The organism is Streptomyces sp. NPDC006259 (assembly GCF_042870975.1).
GTDB lineage: Bacteria > Actinomycetota > Actinomycetes > Streptomycetales > Streptomycetaceae > Streptomyces.
In genome coordinates, this window is the sequence record NZ_JBIAHY010000005.1 from 19,762 (window position 1) to 36,292 (window position 16,531).

The following is a 16,531-nucleotide window of genomic DNA, read 5'->3' on the forward strand; positions in this document are numbered from 1 at the left end:
CGCGCATGACGAACGAGTTCGACAGCGGGGCCGGGGACAGGGCCGGGTTCGACAGCGGGGCCGGGGACCAGGCCGGGTTCGACAGCGGGGCGGGGCACATGGCGGAGGGCACGGCGACGGACGAGGCGTTGGCGGAAAGCGTGCGGGCCGCCGGTCTGACGCTGCGGCCGGCCGCCGGGCACATCGGCGCCGACATCGAGGGCGTCGACCTGGCCGACGGCCTCGACGACACGCAGACCGCCGCGATCAGGGCGGCGGTGCTGCGCTGGAAGGTGGTCTTCTTCCGCGGGCAGCGCCTCGACCACGCCGGTCAGGTGGCGTTCGCCCGCCGGTTCGGGGAACCGGTCGTCCCGCGCAGGCGCGGCAGCGCCTCCCCGGCGGACTTTCCCGAGATCGAGACCACCGCCGACCGGCTGGAACTCGGCGGCAGGTTCGGCATGGACCACGACGAGTGGCTCCGGCGCCGTCGGCACACCCTGCTGCGCGGCTGGCACTGCGATCACGGCGCGCGCGTCGACCCGCCCGCCGCGACGATCCTGCGCGCCGAGACCGTCCCCCCGTACGGCGGCGACACCACCTGGTCGAACCTGGCGGCCGCCTACGCCGGCCTGTCCGCCCCCCTGCGGCGGTTCGTCGACGGACTGCGCGCCGAACACCGCCTCGGCGTCGGCTACCAGCCCCGTCCCGGTGACGACGCCTACGTCCGTCACCTCCTCGACCACCAGGTGGCGTCCGTCCACCCGCTGGTGCGGGTGCACCCCGAGACGGGCGAGCGGGTCCTGTACGTCAACGGTTACTACGTCGAGCAGATCACCGACCTCTCCCGCGCGGAGAGCACGGCGCTCCTGGAGCTGCTGCTGGCGGAGGCGACCCGCCCCGAGTACACGGTCCGCTTCCGCTGGGAACCCGGCAGCGTGGCCTTCTGGGACAACCGCGCCACCATTCACCTCGCCCCCGGTGACAACGCCCACCTCGGCTTCCCCCGCACCATGCACCGCGTCATGCTCGCGGGAGACGTCCCGGTCGGCGTGGACGGCAGGCCGTCGGAGCCGGTCACCGGAACCGAGCCCGGCCGCTGGTGATGCCGCCCCGCGGCTGACGCCCGGCCCGTGACCCGGTCACCCGCCGCTGTCCCGGACGTCCCATGCCTGGCAGACGTCCCAGGCATGGCAGGCATGGGGCTCCCGTGGCAGCCATGGCCGTCCTGCCGGCACGCCGGCCCCGCTCAGGCTCCCGGCTGCCACCCCAGCGCCGGTCCCAGCCGCGTCGCCATGTCGGTGAGGATCTGTACGTAGTCCTCGGGGGCGAAGGTGAACGGGAGGGCGAAGGCGACCTCGTCGATCTCGCGGAACGCCGCGTGGGCGTGGAGGCGTTCGGCGAGTTCGGCGGAGGTGCCCACCAGGTCCGGGGCGAACAGCAGGCGGGCCGGGCCCTGCGGGGACGTCGTACGGGGCAGGCGCCGGGCGGCGAACTCCTCGTACTTCGCGCGCTGTTCGGGTGTGGCGGAGTCGGTGGGGATGACGACGAGACCTTGCGAGACGCGAGCCGCGTCGCCGTCGGGGTGCGCGGCGCGGAAGGCGCGCACCAGGGCGAGCTGGCGGTCGGCGAAGTCCCGTGCGTCGTCAGGTCCCTCGGCCTTCACGACGCTGCTGGTGAGGAAGTTCACGCCGTTCTCCCCGGCCCATCGCGCCGATCCCAGGCTGCCGCCGCCGTACCACAGACGGCTGCCCAGACCGGGGGAGTGCGGCTGCACACGGTCGGAGAACACCTCGAAGCCCTCGACGCCGCTGAAGCCGGTGGCCGGCTCGCCGCGCACCAGGTCCAGCAGCCGCCGCGCCCTCCCGTACCCGAAGTCCTCCGCGTCGGCGGTGTCCGGGTACAGGGCGTGCCGGACCCGGTCGTAGTGCATCGGCGGGCCGACGCTGACGCCGGGATTGAGCCGGCCTCCCGACAGGACGTCGACGGTCGCCAGGTCCTCCGCCAGCCGCAGCGGGTTCTCCCAGCCCAGCGGGATCACCGCGGTCCCCAGCTCGATACGGCTCGTGCGCTGCGAGGCGGCCGCCAGGACGGCGACGGGGGAGGAGATGCCGTACTGGAGGTGCCGGTGGCGCAGCCAGGCGCTGTCCAGGCCCAGCCGCTCGCCCAGCTCGATGATCTCCAGCGTGGTCTCGTGCCCGCGGCGCGGGTCGGCCTCGTCGAACAGGCCGATGGTGAGGAAGCCCAGCTTGCGCAGCGGGCGTGGGGTGGACGGCATGGGTTTCTCCCTCGTCGACGGCGGACACCGCCGTACACCGGTACTTCCGTGATGGTCGCAGGGGGACGGTCAGGTCAGCGGGATGACGACCTCGTCCTCGACCGGCGGGTCCAGCTCCTGCGCGCGGTTGCCGGTGGCCGCGTGACAGCGCAGCCGCACGCCGTCCGGGCTCACGTCCAGACGCAGGAAGCACTTGAAGAACGGCGGACTGTACGTCGCCGAACTCGGCGAGAACAGCGACGTGTAGATCTTCCGCACGGGCAGCCGGAACCGCGCCCCGCGGCCGGGCCGGCGGGCGGCGCCGAGCAGGGTGGCGACCAGCCGCACGCGCCGGGTGATCCGCACCGGACCGCCCGGGCCGCGGGTCGGCCCGATGCCCAGCCGCTCGGCGATCACCGCCGCCGCCTCGGCCTCGGTGAGCGTGAAGAACCGCCGCAGCCGCAGCCGCCGGCCGTACAGGCGGCTGTAGAAGGCGAGGGAGTCGCCGCGCAGCGGATAGCAGCGGAAGTCGGCCTCCGTCACCCCGCCCACGGAGACGCGCGGGATGGTGTGCGTGGCGTGCATGAACGCGCCGCCGCCGCCCGCGACGACGTACTGGAGGATGCGGCCGTCCGCCAGGGTCACCGGATACCGCTGGTAGTTGTGGATGTCGCCGCCGATCGCCGCGACGAAACGGTGCCCGGGATCGCGCACGATCTCGTCCACCGTGCCGCCGCCCTCGATCGGGCAGGGGTGGTGCTCGCCGTCCACGTACAGCGGCGAGCCGGTGATCAGTATCTTCGGACGCGGCCCACGCGCCACCTCGCGCAGCCACGCGCCCTGTTCGGCGTCCAGGGTGCCGAGCAGGCCGGTGTCTATGCCGATGATCCGCACCGGACCGGAGTCGATCGCCCAGTACGGGCCCGGCTGCACGGCCCGTTGGGACGGGTGGGCCCGCGCCGCCCGTGCCCGGTCGAGTCGTTCGCCGTCGCCGGGGCGCGGCCGGTGCCACAGCCGGGAGCGCAGCCAGTCCCGGCCGAACGGCCGGGGTGCGGGCTCGGCGGGCAGCGGCGGGGCGTCGTCGCAGAAGACCCGCATGAAGGCGCCGAGGTCCTCGTACCAGTCGTGGTTGCCCGGTATCGCGTAGATGGGCGCCCGGTAGTCGCGGTACGGACGGAAGAACTTGCCGTCGTAGCCGTCCGCACCGCCCACCGGATAGATGACGTCGCTCGCCAGGACGGCGAAGCTGGTGTCCTGACCGACCTTCAGGAAGCCCGGCACGACGGCGTACTGGGGGTCGTCGCCCTCACCCGTGTCGCCGATCACCATGAAGGAGAAGCGGTCGGGGTCGGAGCGCCGGATCACCTTGTCCGCCGGCGCCCCGGCCGCCTCCCGCTGGGCCACCCACCGGCCGCGCGTACGGCCGGTGGGGTCCCCGAACCAGGACGCCAGCACGCCGTTGCGCGCGGCCCACAGCATCCGGGGGTCCAGCCACGAGATCTTCTCGACCTCGGCGGGCATCAACCGCCCGTAGGTGCCGGGGTCGTCGGCGCCCCAGCCGGCGCCTTCGGCGGTATCGCGTGAGGAGTCGGGCACCGGTGCACCGTAACAACGGTGCGGGACGGGAGGGTCGGGCGGGGTGACTTGGTCCCGGGTCAGTGCCGCCCGCCCCGTTCCAGCGGGATCCGCTCGCCCGCCTCGATCGCCACCGGCAGCCGGTTCTCCGCCGGGGGGAGCGGGCAGGTCGCCAGATCGGTGTAGGCGCAGGGCAGGTTGCCGGCCCGGTTGAAGTCCAGCGTCACCCGGCCCTCGCCGTCCGGCGCGCCGAGCTGGAGGGAGCGGTTGGCGGCGTACGTCGTCACCCCCGAGGTCGCGTCCGTGAACAGCACGGTCAGGCTGCCCGGCGCACCGCCGTTGAACGCGGTGAGACGGTAGGCGGTGCCGTCCAGCTCGAACTCGACCTGCCCGGGGGAGTCGTAGACGTGCTCCAGGCCCTCGACGGCGGCGCCGACGGTCACCGGCCGGGGCCGCGGATGGGGCAGGAAGCGGCCCTCGCGCACCCAGTGGGGGTCCGGAGCGTAGGCGGGCGTGTGGGAGAAGGCGGCGCGCAGGGCGTTGTCGGGGTGACGCGGGCGCAGGATGTCGTGGCCGCCGCGCTTGGCGACCTCGATCAGCGCGTCCCCGGTGGCGGCGTACAGGCTGTCTCGCTCGGCGATCACGCCGAACGCGTGCCTGCCCCGCACCACCGCGCCGTCGACGGTCAGTTCCTCCCCCTCGGCGAGGTCGACGACGACCCCCTCGGCCGTACTCGACCAGGCGCCCGGAGCGTCGTCGAAGCGGGCCGGCTCGGGGCTCAGCCAGTGCAGCCCGGTGATCGCGAGGAAGCCGTGCGGGCCGGCGAGGACCTCCTCCTTCCGCCGGTGCCACTGCTCCCACTCCCGGACGAAGCCGGTGCGGTCGATGTCCTGGACGGTCATGCGCGCTCCCTCGGACGGACGGTGTCCCTGACGGACTGACGAACGCCAGGTGCAACCACCGAGGCCCCGCGTCCCATCCGGATCCGGGGCACGGGACCCCGGATTTCACGAGCCCGCAATGTGCGGGGGAAGGTGCGCGGAAACGGCTGCCGCCGCACGGGCCGCACCGGGACGGCCGACGCCTTCGCCGAGCGGTGACGTCCGCACGCGGAGGACCCCCGCGTGCGGACGTCACCGCGCTCAGCTCAGCGGGTCGAGCGTCAGGTACGCCTGGAGCGGCGACCCGTCGTGCACGAGCGACTCGTGGTGGCCGACGTCGTCGAAGGCGAACGCGTAGGCCTTCCCGTCGACCGTCTGCGCGTGGATCTTGCGGGCGTAGTGGTTGGTCACCGTGTCCTGGTAGAAGCCGGCCGAGGTGGTGTCCGGCTGGTTGGGGTTGACCAGGAGGGTGGAGCGGTTGAACCCGGCGCACAGCGTGCGGGAGATCGGCCCGCGTACGGCGTCGTTGGGGGCGTCCAGCAGCCGGTGGCAGCCGAACACGCTGTCCGCGTCCGGTTTCTGGAAGCTGGTGACCACGGTGCCCGAACCGTTGGTGAAGTTCATGACACCGCCGGAGACCCGCCCGTAGTACCTCGTGCCCGGCTGGTCCGCGAAGGGTGTCACGGTCAGCGTCGAGGTGGCGTACTTCTGCCAGACGCGGTTGATGTAGTCGTCCAGCACGGTACGGGGCAACGCCCCGGTCTCCACGCCGTACAGCGGGGACAGCGCCCTCAGGACGGTGCCGTCGGAACGGGTCTGGATCAGGTTCGCCCAGCCGCCGGGCTGCCCGCGCAGGGCGTTGAAGAAGCCGCTGTAGCCGCCCGCCCTGAGCCGGCCGGTGCTCACCGTGGTGCCGTCGGAGCGCTGCACACCGACCGCGTACGGCGCGGAGAACATGTCGACCTGGGTGCTGTTGAGCCACAGGCCCGAGTCGTTGAGCGTGTACTCGGACCAGTTGAACAGGATGTTGCGGTTGGGGTCGCTGGGATTCTGCACGGCAGGCTGCACGAGCCCGCCCGTGGTCAGCCTGAACACCAGCTTCTGGCCGTACGAGAAGTAGACGCGGCCGGAGAACTTCGGGATCCGGATGGTCGCCGACTGGCCGGCCGCCGGGCCCGTGATCGCGGCGTCCGGCGCCGGCGTGGGCGGGTTGCCGCCGGCGGGCCACGGGTGGAAGGTGCCGCCGGCGTCGGCCCAGCCCTGCTGACCCGTCGCCAGATTGGTGCCGAGGTTGTAGAGGTAGACGGGTTCGCCCCGCCCCGAGTTGTTGGTGATCTTGAGGGGGATGGTGGCGGGGACGGCGGCCTGGGCCGGTGGCCCCAGGGTGAGCAATGTGCCGACGAGTGCGGCGGCTCCCGCCGCTGCCGTCAGCCGGGACCTGAGTGTGCGCAACACTCTCCACCTCCGTGCGGGTAGGCCTGTGGGGTTGGTCCATACCTGTTTGAGAGCGCTCTCAACGTCGCACCAGAGTGTGGGCATGTCAATGTGCGTGCACGAAGAGGCGCCCGCGGTCCGTTCCCCGCGGGCGCCGTGAGCCGTCGGGTGCGCGCCAGTGGCCGGGCCGTCGTCCGGGCGGACGCGCGCCGGTGTGCGCGCCGGAACCGGAGGTGGGCGCCGGAACCGGAGGGTGCGCCCGAATCGGAGAACGTGCCGGAACCGGAAGGTGCGCCCGAATCCGAGGACGTGCCGGATCAGAAGGTGCGCTCAAGCAGGTCCAGGAGGGTTGCCCAGTGCCGCTCGGAGGCCGCCTCGTGGTAGGCGGCGGTGTCGGCCTGGGTGAAGCCGTGGCCGGCGCCCTCGTAGACCTCGCAGCGGTGCCGCACGCCGGCCTCCGTCAGGGCCTTCTCCAGCCGTTCCCGCTGCTCGGGCGGGAGTGAGGGATCGTCGTCGGCGTGGCCGAAGTACAGCTCGGCGGTGACCCGGCCGGCCACCAGGTGAGGGCTGTCCGGCGTCTCGGTCGCCAGCCGCCCGCCGTGGAAGCCGGCCGCCGCCGCGACCCGCTCGGGATGCGCGCCCGCGGTCAGCAGGGAGAGGCGGGCGCCCATGCAGTATCCGGTCACCGCCACCGGACCGTCCGCGACCAGCGGGCTCTCCGCCATCCAGCGCAGGTACGCGCCCGCGTCCCGGATCGCCAGGTCGTTGGTCAGGGACCGCATCACCGGACCGAGCTTCTCGAAGATGTCCGGGCGGGCCGCCGGGTCGATGAACTCGGGCATCTCCACGACGGGGCTGCGTCCGTGACGGTAGAAGACGTTCGGCACCAGCACGGTGTGGCCGGCTCCGGCGAGCCGGTCGGCCATCGCGCGCAGATGCGGACGGAGCCCGAACGCGTCCTGGTAGAGCAGCACGCCCGGACGGGGTGCGCCGTCGGAGGGTCGGGAGAGATAGGCGTCGGCGACGCCGTCCTCGGTGGGGATGTCAACGGCTGTTCCCTGTACGGAGGTCATGCGGGGGTACCTCTCTGCTCGTTCACGGGACGGGCGGTGGACCGGCCCGGCGGTGGACCGGCCCGGCGGTGGGGGCCGTGCCGGACCGCGCCGGACGGAGACCGTGCCGGACCGCCAATATCGTTGCATGAGCCATCGAACTGGCCTCGACGGGTTCCGCCGAGCCCGTCGCCCCCCGGCCCGGCCTACTCGAAGCGTGAGGCGTCGCCCGCTCCGTACCGGATGACCTCCGCCTCGCCGCCCGAGAAGTCGATGACCGTCGTCGGCTCGGTGCCGCAGTCCCCGGAGTCCAGCACCCCGTCCACGGCGTGGTCGAGCCGGTCCTTGATCTCCCAGCCCTGGGTCATCGGCTCCTCCTCGCCCGGCAGCAGCAGCGTGCTGGACAGCAGGGGCTCACCGAGTTCGGTGAGCAGCGCCTGGGTGACGACGTGGTCGGGGATGCGCACGCCCACCGTCTTCTTCTTCGGGTGCTGGAGCATGCGCGGCACCTCCTTCGTCGCCGGGAGGATGAAGGTGTAGCTGCCGGGGGTGGAGGCCTTGATCGCGCGGAACACGTCGTTGTCGACGTGTACGAACTGCCCGAGCTGCGCGAAGTCCTGGCAGACGAGCGTGAAGTGGTGCTTGTCGTCCAGCTCGCGGACGGCCCGGATCCGGTCGACGCCGTCCCGGCTGCCGATCCGGCAGCCCAGCGCGTAGCAGGAGTCCGTCGGGTACGCGATCAGCGCGTCCGCCCGGATGGCCGCCGCGACCTGGGCGATGGTGCGCGGCTGCGGGTTGTCGGGGTGAACGTCGTAGTACTTCGCCATTGGAGGAGCTTATGCCGTGCGACCGGCGACCGGCTTTCCGGCATGGGTGTGACCGGATACCCGTCGTCGTCCTCTCGCGCGGCGCGGGAAGCGGCTCGTGGTCGGCGGCGGACCGACCCACGCCCGCGGGCAGCGGCGACGAGCGCGGCCGGGCCGGAGAGGCCGATGACGCGGTGCCCATGGCGTCACGCCCGTCTTCGCCGGCATGCCCGAGCAGTTGCGGGCGGTTGCGGTTTCGGTTGCCGTGCGGCTGCGGGCGGGGGAGTGGTCAGGTCCTCGTGAAGGGGCCTGCTCAGGGCTGGCGTGGTCCTGGGTCTGCCGGGCCCGGTGGGACGCGGCGCGGGCGGCCGTCGGCCTCGGCGGCGTGCCCCGGCACACCGAGCCGACGGCCGACGGTTCCGCCCCCACCCCACCCGCGGCACGTCGCCGCCCCGTGCGTCGGCTCGCCGGTCCCACGCCGACGGAGCCGCCGCGGGCAGGCCGGCACCGCCCGGGCGCCGTCCGCGCATCCCGCCGGGCGGAGCCGGACGTGGAGCCGGACGCCGGGCGGGTAGGTGAACGTGGAGCCGGACGCCGGACGTGCTACCGGAAGCCGGTAGCCGGAGACCAACTGCGTTCGCTGGATGCGCCACCGGAAGCGGGACAGGAGCCGGAAGCCGGACGCGCCTCCGGAAGCCGGGCATCAGCCGGACGCGAAGCGCACGCCGATCGGCCCCCCGTCGTGGCCGGTGAGGTAACGTCCCTGACCGATATGACTGGTTCGGCCCGTGGAGGGCCCGAGGGACGAGGAGTGGGCGCCGACATGACCCGCCGGGACGACGACTACCGTCACACGGGCGTGGCGGCGACCGGGCACGCCGATGCGACGTGGGCGCGGGAACTGCTCGGCCATCTGCGGCCCGCCGGGCGCGACATCGCCAGGATCGTCGACTGGCTCGGTGCCACCGTCGACGCGGCCGTCTCACTGCGTGACGAGGACGGCACCCTCCTCGCGGGAGCGCCCACACCCCTCGACGACGGCCTGGTGACGGACATCGTCACCGGCCGTCTCGCCTCCGCCTCCTGGGAGGGCGACGGCCGTCACCTGCGGCTGATCCGCGTCGAGCTGCCGCCGCCCGCCGCGGCCGGAGTGCTCGCCGTCGCCCGGACCGCCCCCTTCGACCGGCGCGCCGCCGGGATCGTGACCCACACGGCCGCGGCGCTCGAACTCCTGCTGCGCGCCCAGCACACCGCCGCCACCGGACACCGGCTCGCTCGCGCCACCTCCGACCTGCGCCTGGCCATCCTCCAACTGCTCATGGTGGAGGACATCAGCGCGGCCCGCCGGGTCGCGGCCGGCCTGTGGCCCGGCCTCCTCGACACCGACACCGCCTGCGTCTACGTCGTCGAGAGCACCCCCGAGGACCGCGACCGGCTCGCCGAGGCCTGCATCGAGGCCACCCGTGAGCAGAGCCTGGTCGTGCGCTGTCCGGCCGTGGACGCCCACGTCATCGTGGTGACCCCGCGCGACACGGCGGGCACCCGTCTGCGGGCCCTGTGCGAGCGGCAGCCCGACACCTTCCTCGGCGGCAGCGCCCGGCAGAGCCTCGCCCACACCGCCGCCGCCTACGGACAGGCCGTCAGCGCCCTCGCCGTCGCCCGCTTCCGTCCCGACAAGACGGCCGTCCACGCCGAACGCACCCACCCCGAGCGGCTGATGGACCCCGTCGTCCTGGGCGCCTGGACGACCCGCCTGCTGCGCCCCCTCGACACCCTCGCCCACCACACCCGCGCCGAACTCCTCGCCACCACCCGGCTCGGCCTGGAGTTCACCGCCGTCAGCGCGGCCAAGGTCCTCGGCGTCAGCCGCAACACCGTCCGCGCCCGCATGGAACGCGTCGAGCACCTCCTCGGAGCGGACTTCTCCGACCTCGCCGCCCGCGCCGCCGTTCATCTCGCGCTCAACACGGAGGCCGCCCTCGCCGAGGACCGCCCGCTCCCCGCCGCCGCGCCCGTCCGCCTCGGCGACCTGCTCACCGGGCCGGCGCTGCGCGCCTGGGCGCACGACCTGCTCGACCGCCTGGACACCGACGGCCGTGACCTGCGCGGCACCCTGCGGGCGTGGATCGCCGCCGGCGGCAACGCCGAACGGGCCGCCCAGCTTCTCGGCATGCACGCCCAGACCGTCCGCGAGCACGTCCGCGGCGCCGAGCCCGTCCTCGAACGCCGGCTTCTCGCCGCCGGGAGCGACCTCTACGAGGTCGTCCTGGCCCACCTCGCGACCGGTGCCCTCGACCCGCCCGACCTGCGCCCCGACCCGCACCCCGACGTCCACCAGGCGTAATAGGGCCATCCGGACGCACCTGTGCACAGGTGAGCCCTCCGGGGCCGGGAGCGGGCACCGGCACGATTCACAGCCGGCGGACTCTGCACGTAGGTTCGACTGGCCGCGGGGGTTCGACCGGAACGGGGGACCGGTCGCACCCCCGCGCCCTGGCCTTTTCCCCGCTTCCGGCCTCCGCGTTCCCGGCCTTCGGGCTTCCGGCCTTCGGGTTCCCGGCCTTCGGGCTTCCGGCCTTCGGGTTCCCGGCCTTCGGGCTTCCGGCCTCCGCGTTCCCGGCCTTCGGGTTCCCGGCCTTCGGGCTTCCGGCCTCCGCGTTCCCGGCCTCCGGGCTCCCCGCCTCCGCGCTCCCGGCCTCCGCGCTTCCGGCCTCCGCGCTCCCGGCCCGGGTCGTGTCCGCCCTCGCGACCGCGGTCAGCCGCGCAGCCGGACCGGAATCTCCTGCCAGCCGCTCGCGATGAACGACGGCACCTGCTCCAGCGCCCCGGCATCGACGTCCAGCCGCAGCTCCGGGAAGCGGTCGAACAGCGCGGGCAGGGCGGTGAGCGCCTCCATGCGGGCCAGCGGGGCGCCGATGCACCGGTGCACGCCGATCCCGAAGGACAGATGGTCGTCCGCCCGGCGCGCCGCGTCGAAGACCTCCGCGTCCGCGCCGTAGTGCGCCGGGTCCACGCCCGCCGCCGCGTACGTCGTGACGATGGCGTCCCCGGCCGGGATCGTCACGTCGCCCACCTTCAGGTCGCTGACGGCGAACCGCAGCGGCAGCGTGGCGATCGACGGGTGCAGCCGCAGCGTCTCGTCGACCACCGCCTCCCAGCCGATGTCCCCGCGCCGCACGGCCGCCAGCTGCCCGGGCGCGCCCAGCAGCGCCACCACGGCGTTGCCGATGAGGTTCACCGTGGTCTCGAACCCGGCGCCGATCACCAGCAGCAGTGTGTACAGCAGTTCCTCGCCGCTGAGCCGGTCGCCCTCCTCGTCGCGCACCCGGATCAGTTCGGTGGTCATGTCGTCGCCGGGGTGCTCGCTCTTGTACGCGATGAGCCCGCCGAGGACCGAGCCGATCCGCTCCTGGACGCGCGCCGCGTGCTCCGGGCTCGGGTCGGTGGTGTCCATGATGGAGGCGACCAGCGAGACGTGGTCCTCCCGCATGTCCTCGGGGACCCCGAACAGTTCGCAGATGATCCGCATCGGCAGGGGATGGGCGAACGTCGCCTTCAGGTCGACCGAGTCCCCGCCCCCGTCGAGGGAGTCCAGCAGCTCCGCCGTGATCGCCTCCACCCGCCGCCGCAGCGACTCGGTGCGACGGTGCGTGAAGCTCGGCGCGACCAGGCGCCGCAGCCGGGCATGGTCGGCGCCGTACGTGGAGAGCATGTTGACCACACCGACCCAGCCGAGGATCCAGCCCCAGGAGGGGTGGTCGCCCAGTTCCGGCCACAGCCGCCAGTGCTTGCGCGGGTCCTTGCTGACCTGCGGGTCGAGGATCAGCTCCTTGAGGGTGTCGTACCCGGTGGGCGCCCAGGCGGGGATGCCGCCGGGCAGCTCGATGGGCACGACGGGGCCCAGCGCGCGCAGCCGGGTGCTCTCGGCGTGCAGGTCGGAACCGAACGGGTCGAGGGCGATGCGGTCGGTCACGGTCACGAGGGGACTCCTGGGTGGTCGGCGGCACGGGGGCTGAAACGGACGGGCAGCGCGGTCAGGGAGCGGTGGAAGGGCCCCGGCCGCCAGGTGAGCCGTTCGCGGGGCAGCACCGGGTCGAGGTCGGGCAGCCACTGGGTGAGCCGTTCGATCGCCTCGGTGACGATCAGCAGCGTGTGCTGTTTCACCGGGCAGGCGTGCGCTCCGGCACCCCACGACAGGTGCGAGGCGTCGTTCGGATGCCGGCCCGCCGTCGCCTCCCGCTCGGCGAAGAGGCCGAGCGCCCCGTACGACACCACCACGGGCACCGCGTCCCGCAGCCACACCCCGTGGAAGGAGACGGGCCGGCGGGCGTAGTAGATGCCGTAGTTGGACAGCGGCGTCTCGTGGTGCAGCACCTCGACCACCGCGTCCATGACCGGGCGGGCGCCGCTGGTCAGGGTGGAGTAGTAGAGCGGGTTGCCGAGGATCCGCGACAGGGTGTTGGACAGCAGGTTGGCGGTCGGCTCGTAGCCGGCGCCGAGGGTGAGGAAGACCTGCCAGGTGACCTCCTCGCCGGTCAGCCCGGCGGGATGGCCGAGGAGCCGGCTGGGCAGGTCGTCGCCGGGCCGCTCGGCCTTGGCCGCGATCAGTTCGAGGACGTACCGGGCGTAGTCGGCCTCGCCCTCGGCGGCCTGCGCACCGCCCTCCATCATCTTGCCCAGGCCGGCGTCGAGCCGGTCGCCGGCGCTGTCCGGCAGCCCGAACAGGTCGTTGAACACCAGCGCCATCAGCGGCCGCGAGAAGTCGGCGACGAGATCGGCCTCGCCGTGCCGCCCGATCCGGTCCACCAGCAGCCGTACCGCGCGGTGCACCCGCGCCCGCAGGTCGTGCGGCTCCACCAGGTCGAACACGTCGATGAGGGTGGTGCGGTAGCGGACGTGGGCGGCGCCGTCGGCGAACAGGGCGTTGGGCCGCCACCGCATCATGCCGAGCACCGGGGAGTCGGCCGGGACGGTCTCCTCCCAGGCGCGCGGGTCGTGGGAGAACGTGTCCTCGTCGTGCAGCACGTCCAGCGCCGCCCGCCGGTCCGTGACCAGGTACGCCGGCACGCCGGGCGCCAACTCGGCCCAGCCGATGGGGCCCTGGGCGCTCAGGGCGGCGTAGTAGCGCTGTGGGTCGGAAGCGAAGCCGTCCTCCCACAGCCGGACGGGAGCCGAGCGCGAGAAGTCGTGCCGGTCCGGGGGATAGGTGGTCACCGGGCCTCCGCCGGGTCGCGGGTGATCAGATGGTCGACCAGCGCCAGCAACGCGTCGATGGACGAGTTCGCGTCACGCGCGTCGCAGGTCACCAACGGTGTGGACGGCTCCAGGTCCAGGGCGCGCCGCAGCCGATCCTCACCGTGGTGCCGGGGCGCGTCCGGGAAGGCGTTGAAGGCGACCGCGTACGGCAGTCCGCTCTCCTCCACCAACCCCAGCACGTCGAACGAGGCGTCGAGCCGGCGGCTGTCGACCAGGACGAGCGCGCCGAGCGCCCCGTAGGCGATGTCGTCCCACAGCGACCGGAACCGCTCCTGTCCCGGAGTGCCGAACAGGTACAGCACCACCCCGCCGGACAGGCTGATCCGGCCGAAGTCGATGGCGACGGTCGTCGTCGTCTTGTCCCGTACCCCGGCCAGGTCGTCCACCTGCGCGGACGCCTCGCTGAGGTGCTCCTCGGTGTGCAGCGGCCGGATCTCGGACACCGAGTCGATCAAGGTCGTCTTGCCCACCCCGAACGGTCCCGCGACCAGGATCTTCACCAGGTCGCGGGCGGTGTCGGGCTGGTGGATCGCACCGGGTGCGCCGGCGCTAGGCGTGTTTGAGGGCGCGGAGGCCATCGGCCACTCTCTTCAGCAGGTCGGGATCGAAGCGGCCGGCGGGCGGGATCGGCGCGCGGGTGTGGAGCAGTTCCCGGTCGGCGAGCCCGGCCGCCAGCACACACACCGCGGAGACCGGCAGTCCGAGCAGCGCCGCCGCCTCCACCACCGCCAGCGAGCCGCCCTCCAGGGCGTCCAGCAGGGCGAGTTCCGCGGCGGGCAGTCCGGGAGGCACACCGGCCTCGGTGCGGGCGAGTACCGAGAGGCGCTCCAGGTGCGGACGGCTCGGCCGGGCCACCCCGCCGGTCGACAGGTACGCGGGAACCAGGGGACGGCCGGCCGGGCGAGCGGTCATGCCGGAGCGTTGTCGTCGGCTCCTCGGGGCGCGGCCGCCATGGCCTTCTCGCCCAGTCGCGCCACCTGGGAGTGCACCCGGTGCGCCAGCAGATCCAGGCGCACCTCGCCGTCGCCGTACGCGGCGACGCAGGTGCCGTGGTCCGTCGGCACGATCAGCACATAGCCGTGGTCGGACTCGATGACGACCTGGCGCACCTCGGCCCCGTCCTGGTCCGCGAAGGCCGCGGCGGCCGTCCGGCATGCGCCCTGCACGGTGCTGGTGATCGCGGCCACCCGCTCCGCCGACGGCTGCGACAGCGCGTCGGTGTACCCCGTCACGAGTCCGTCGCGGGTCAGCATGACGGCGGCCACCACGTGCGGCACCTGGAGAATCGGCTCCAGCACCCATGCCGTGTCGCCCGTGTTGCGGCTGGTCATCGGGCCGCTCCCCCTTCGTCGTCACTCTGGTCGCTCTGGTCGCTCTGGTCGCTGCGGTCGCTGTGTTCGGTGTCGTGGGTCGCCGACGGGCCGGCGCCCGCGGGCGCGGCCTCGGCGCCGGTGCGGGCCGCCGCGGTGCCGGACTGCAGTGCGCCGAGCGCCGCCGCGGCCTCCTCGGGACGCCGGGCCGGGCGCGCCGGTCCGGACGCGGCCCGCGCTTCGGGTACGGGGGCGGGGCGGCCACGGCGGCGACGCTGCGGCAGCCCGTCCTCGTCCGCGGGCGCGTGGTGCCCGGGGGCGTCCGGTACGGCGTTCTCCGTGCCGTAGGCGTGGGACGGGGCCGGCGCGGCGGGATCGGACCTGCGGGTGGTGCGCGGCGCGCTCGGGGCCGGCGGCCGGTCGGCCGGGTCGAGGCGGCTCAGCAGGTGGCTGTCCACCCGCAGCACCGCGCGCACCCCGCCGTAGGGCGAGGCCGAGGAGACGTCGACGCCCAGGTCGAACTGGCGGGTCAGGCGTCCGATCGCGGCCAGTCCCATGCGCGGCGGATCGCCCAGGTCGGTCAGGAGGATGGGCGCGTCGCCGGCCACCAGCCGCTGGGCGCGGTCGCGTTCGTCGCGGGTCATGCCGAGGCCCGCGTCGTCGACGGTGACGCACACCCCGTGGTGGACGTGCTCCAGGCTCACCACGACCTCGGTGTCGGGCGCGGAGTGCCGCAGCGCGTTGTCGAGGAGTTCGGCGACGATGATGGCGACGGGCTCCACGGCGTGCGAGACCAGGGCCGTGCCCGGTTCCAGGTGGTTGTGGACCTTGACCCGCTGATAGCCGGCGAGCCGCGCCTGGCCGCCGGTGACCGCGTCCACCAGGTGCGACTCCTCGCGCGCGAGCCCCACCCAGGCGCCGCACACCACCGCGGCGACCTGGGCGCGCCGCAGGGACTGCTCGTTCTCGTGGTCGAGCTGGAACAGGATCTGCGCCAACTCAGGCTCGTCATAACGTTGTTGGAGCTGTCGCAGGGCGTCCTGGAGCCGGTACAGGGCCGCCTGGATCTCCCGGGTGGCGCCGCGCATGCCGGCCTGCGCGGCCGCGTCCACCCGGGTGCGCTGGGCGGCCACCTCGGACTGGAGCGCCAGGAGGACGCTCTCCAGGGCGATGCCGAGCGGGGTGCCGGCCGTCAGCGGCTGGAGGGGGCCGGGCACCGCCAGGTGCGGATGGGCCACCTGCTGGGCGGCCGCGGGCACCCGTCGCGCCGCGAGATGCTCGACCTCGGCCGTGAACGCCCTCGAAGAACCGTCCAGTTGGGTACGCAGCGCGGATATCTCCGCGCGCTGCCTGGTCTGTTGCCGTCGTAACCGCAGCAGCCCGCCGCCGAGGGCGAGCGCGGACAGTGTGCCGGCGGCGAGGCCACCGGCCACCAGGTCCGGTAGTTCGATCATCGATTCGGTTCCAGGGGAGGTCGGCGTTCGGGGAAGGCGGCGCAGGGGTGAGCCCGAGAGGTGCGGACCGGGCGCTCGCAGCACAGTACACACCGTCATCGACCGGTCTCGCACGGTCGAGCGAGACTTCGCTCCGAAAGTGCCCGCTATCTGTTCGCTTCTGCGTCGACTGTCGGAATTGCCGTGTCCCGCAAGCGAGTTGACGCCGCCACCGAGTGGCCGAATGCGGCCTTCCGCCCGTTCGGCGCGTGGGTAGGATCACGGCGCGCCCGTCGATCCCCCCGGCATGCGGCGCCTCGTCGGGGGAGAGCGCCCGGTGTGCGCCGACACCGTTTCCGTGCCGGCGGCGCGAGCGCCTCCGACGGCCCGCTCCGGCTGCCCGGTGGCGGACACGCCGTCGAGACGACGGCCGAGGGTCTCCCCACCGCCGGGGTCGCACCGGACGTCCCTCGCGGGAGTCCGTGCAGGCGGCCCCGCGGTTCGGCGCGACGCCTTCGGCGGCCTGGACCTTGCCCTGGACGACGTCGTCA

At 73.7% G+C, this 16,531-nt stretch carries 14 protein-coding genes; 2 read left to right on the forward strand and 12 right to left on the reverse strand.

Annotation, left to right across the window (positions count from 1 at the left end):
- The first annotated feature begins 98 nt into the window (after positions 1-98).
- Positions 99-1,082, forward strand: a complete 984-nt coding sequence (locus tag ACFYO5_RS20790) for a TauD/TfdA dioxygenase family protein (RefSeq protein WP_388712256.1) — start codon at positions 99-101, stop codon at positions 1,080-1,082.
- Positions 1,083-1,225: 143 nt separating this feature from the next.
- On the opposite strand, the gene ACFYO5_RS20795 is transcribed toward ACFYO5_RS20790, so the two are convergent.
- The 6 genes from ACFYO5_RS20795 to ACFYO5_RS20820 all read right to left on the reverse strand — a co-directional run bounded on the left by ACFYO5_RS20795 (position 1,226) and on the right by ACFYO5_RS20820 (position 8,002).
- A complete protein-coding gene (locus ACFYO5_RS20795) occupies positions 1,226-2,254 on the reverse strand; it encodes an LLM class flavin-dependent oxidoreductase (protein ID WP_388710491.1) in 1,029 nt (342 codons plus the stop codon).
- Between the two features lie 69 nt (positions 2,255-2,323).
- Complete coding sequence (locus ACFYO5_RS20800) at positions 2,324-3,829, reverse strand: metallophosphoesterase family protein (RefSeq protein WP_388710493.1); 1,506 nt, start codon at positions 3,827-3,829, stop codon at positions 2,324-2,326.
- A 59-nt stretch (positions 3,830-3,888) separates the two neighbouring features.
- Positions 3,889-4,710, reverse strand: coding sequence for a DUF1684 domain-containing protein (locus ACFYO5_RS20805; protein WP_388710495.1), 822 nt, complete (start codon positions 4,708-4,710; stop codon positions 3,889-3,891).
- A gap of 240 nt (positions 4,711-4,950) precedes the next feature.
- Positions 4,951-6,144: a glycoside hydrolase family 64 protein gene (locus ACFYO5_RS20810; RefSeq protein WP_388710497.1), complete on the reverse strand. Its 1,194-nt coding sequence runs from the start codon at positions 6,142-6,144 to the stop codon at positions 4,951-4,953.
- A 296-nt stretch (positions 6,145-6,440) separates the two neighbouring features.
- The gene (locus tag ACFYO5_RS20815; RefSeq protein WP_388710499.1) at positions 6,441-7,196 is read right to left on the reverse strand and encodes a dienelactone hydrolase family protein; all 756 of its coding nucleotides are present in this window, start codon (positions 7,194-7,196) and stop codon (positions 6,441-6,443) included.
- 185 nt (positions 7,197-7,381) lie between these two features.
- A complete protein-coding gene (locus tag ACFYO5_RS20820; protein ID WP_388710501.1) occupies positions 7,382-8,002 on the reverse strand; it encodes an L-threonylcarbamoyladenylate synthase in 621 nt (206 codons plus the stop codon).
- An 802-nt stretch (positions 8,003-8,804) separates the two neighbouring features.
- On the opposite strand from ACFYO5_RS20820, the gene ACFYO5_RS20825 reads away from it, so the two are divergent.
- Positions 8,805-10,325 carry a helix-turn-helix domain-containing protein gene (locus tag ACFYO5_RS20825; RefSeq protein WP_388710503.1) on the forward strand — a complete coding sequence of 507 codons (1,521 nt, stop codon included), beginning with the start codon at positions 8,805-8,807 and terminating at the stop codon, positions 10,323-10,325.
- A gap of 411 nt (positions 10,326-10,736) precedes the next feature.
- On the opposite strand, the gene ACFYO5_RS20830 is transcribed toward ACFYO5_RS20825, so the two are convergent.
- From ACFYO5_RS20830 to ACFYO5_RS20855, 6 genes are read right to left on the reverse strand one after another with little or no spacing between them, the layout of a single operon-like run.
- Positions 10,737-11,960 (reverse strand): cytochrome P450, encoded by a 1,224-nt coding sequence (locus ACFYO5_RS20830; protein ID WP_388710505.1) that lies wholly within the window; start codon positions 11,958-11,960, stop codon positions 10,737-10,739.
- Positions 11,957-13,195, reverse strand: a complete 1,239-nt coding sequence (locus tag ACFYO5_RS20835) for a cytochrome P450 (protein ID WP_356569333.1) — start codon at positions 13,193-13,195, stop codon at positions 11,957-11,959. The genes ACFYO5_RS20830 and ACFYO5_RS20835 overlap by 4 nt, the downstream gene beginning before the upstream one ends.
- Complete coding sequence (locus ACFYO5_RS20840; protein WP_356569335.1) at positions 13,192-13,815, reverse strand: ATP/GTP-binding protein; 624 nt, start codon at positions 13,813-13,815, stop codon at positions 13,192-13,194. Before ACFYO5_RS20840 ends, ACFYO5_RS20835 begins: the two co-directional genes overlap by 4 nt.
- A complete protein-coding gene (locus tag ACFYO5_RS20845; RefSeq protein WP_356569337.1) occupies positions 13,787-14,149 on the reverse strand; it encodes a DUF742 domain-containing protein in 363 nt (120 codons plus the stop codon). Before ACFYO5_RS20845 ends, ACFYO5_RS20840 begins: the two co-directional genes overlap by 29 nt.
- Positions 14,146-14,568 carry a roadblock/LC7 domain-containing protein gene (locus ACFYO5_RS20850; protein ID WP_356569338.1) on the reverse strand — a complete coding sequence of 141 codons (423 nt, stop codon included), beginning with the start codon at positions 14,566-14,568 and terminating at the stop codon, positions 14,146-14,148. Before ACFYO5_RS20850 ends, ACFYO5_RS20845 begins: the two co-directional genes overlap by 4 nt.
- Positions 14,565-16,001 (reverse strand): ATP-binding protein, encoded by a 1,437-nt coding sequence (locus tag ACFYO5_RS20855; protein ID WP_388710508.1) that lies wholly within the window; start codon positions 15,999-16,001, stop codon positions 14,565-14,567. The genes ACFYO5_RS20850 and ACFYO5_RS20855 overlap by 4 nt, the downstream gene beginning before the upstream one ends.
- Between the last annotated feature and the right edge of the window lie 530 nt (positions 16,002-16,531).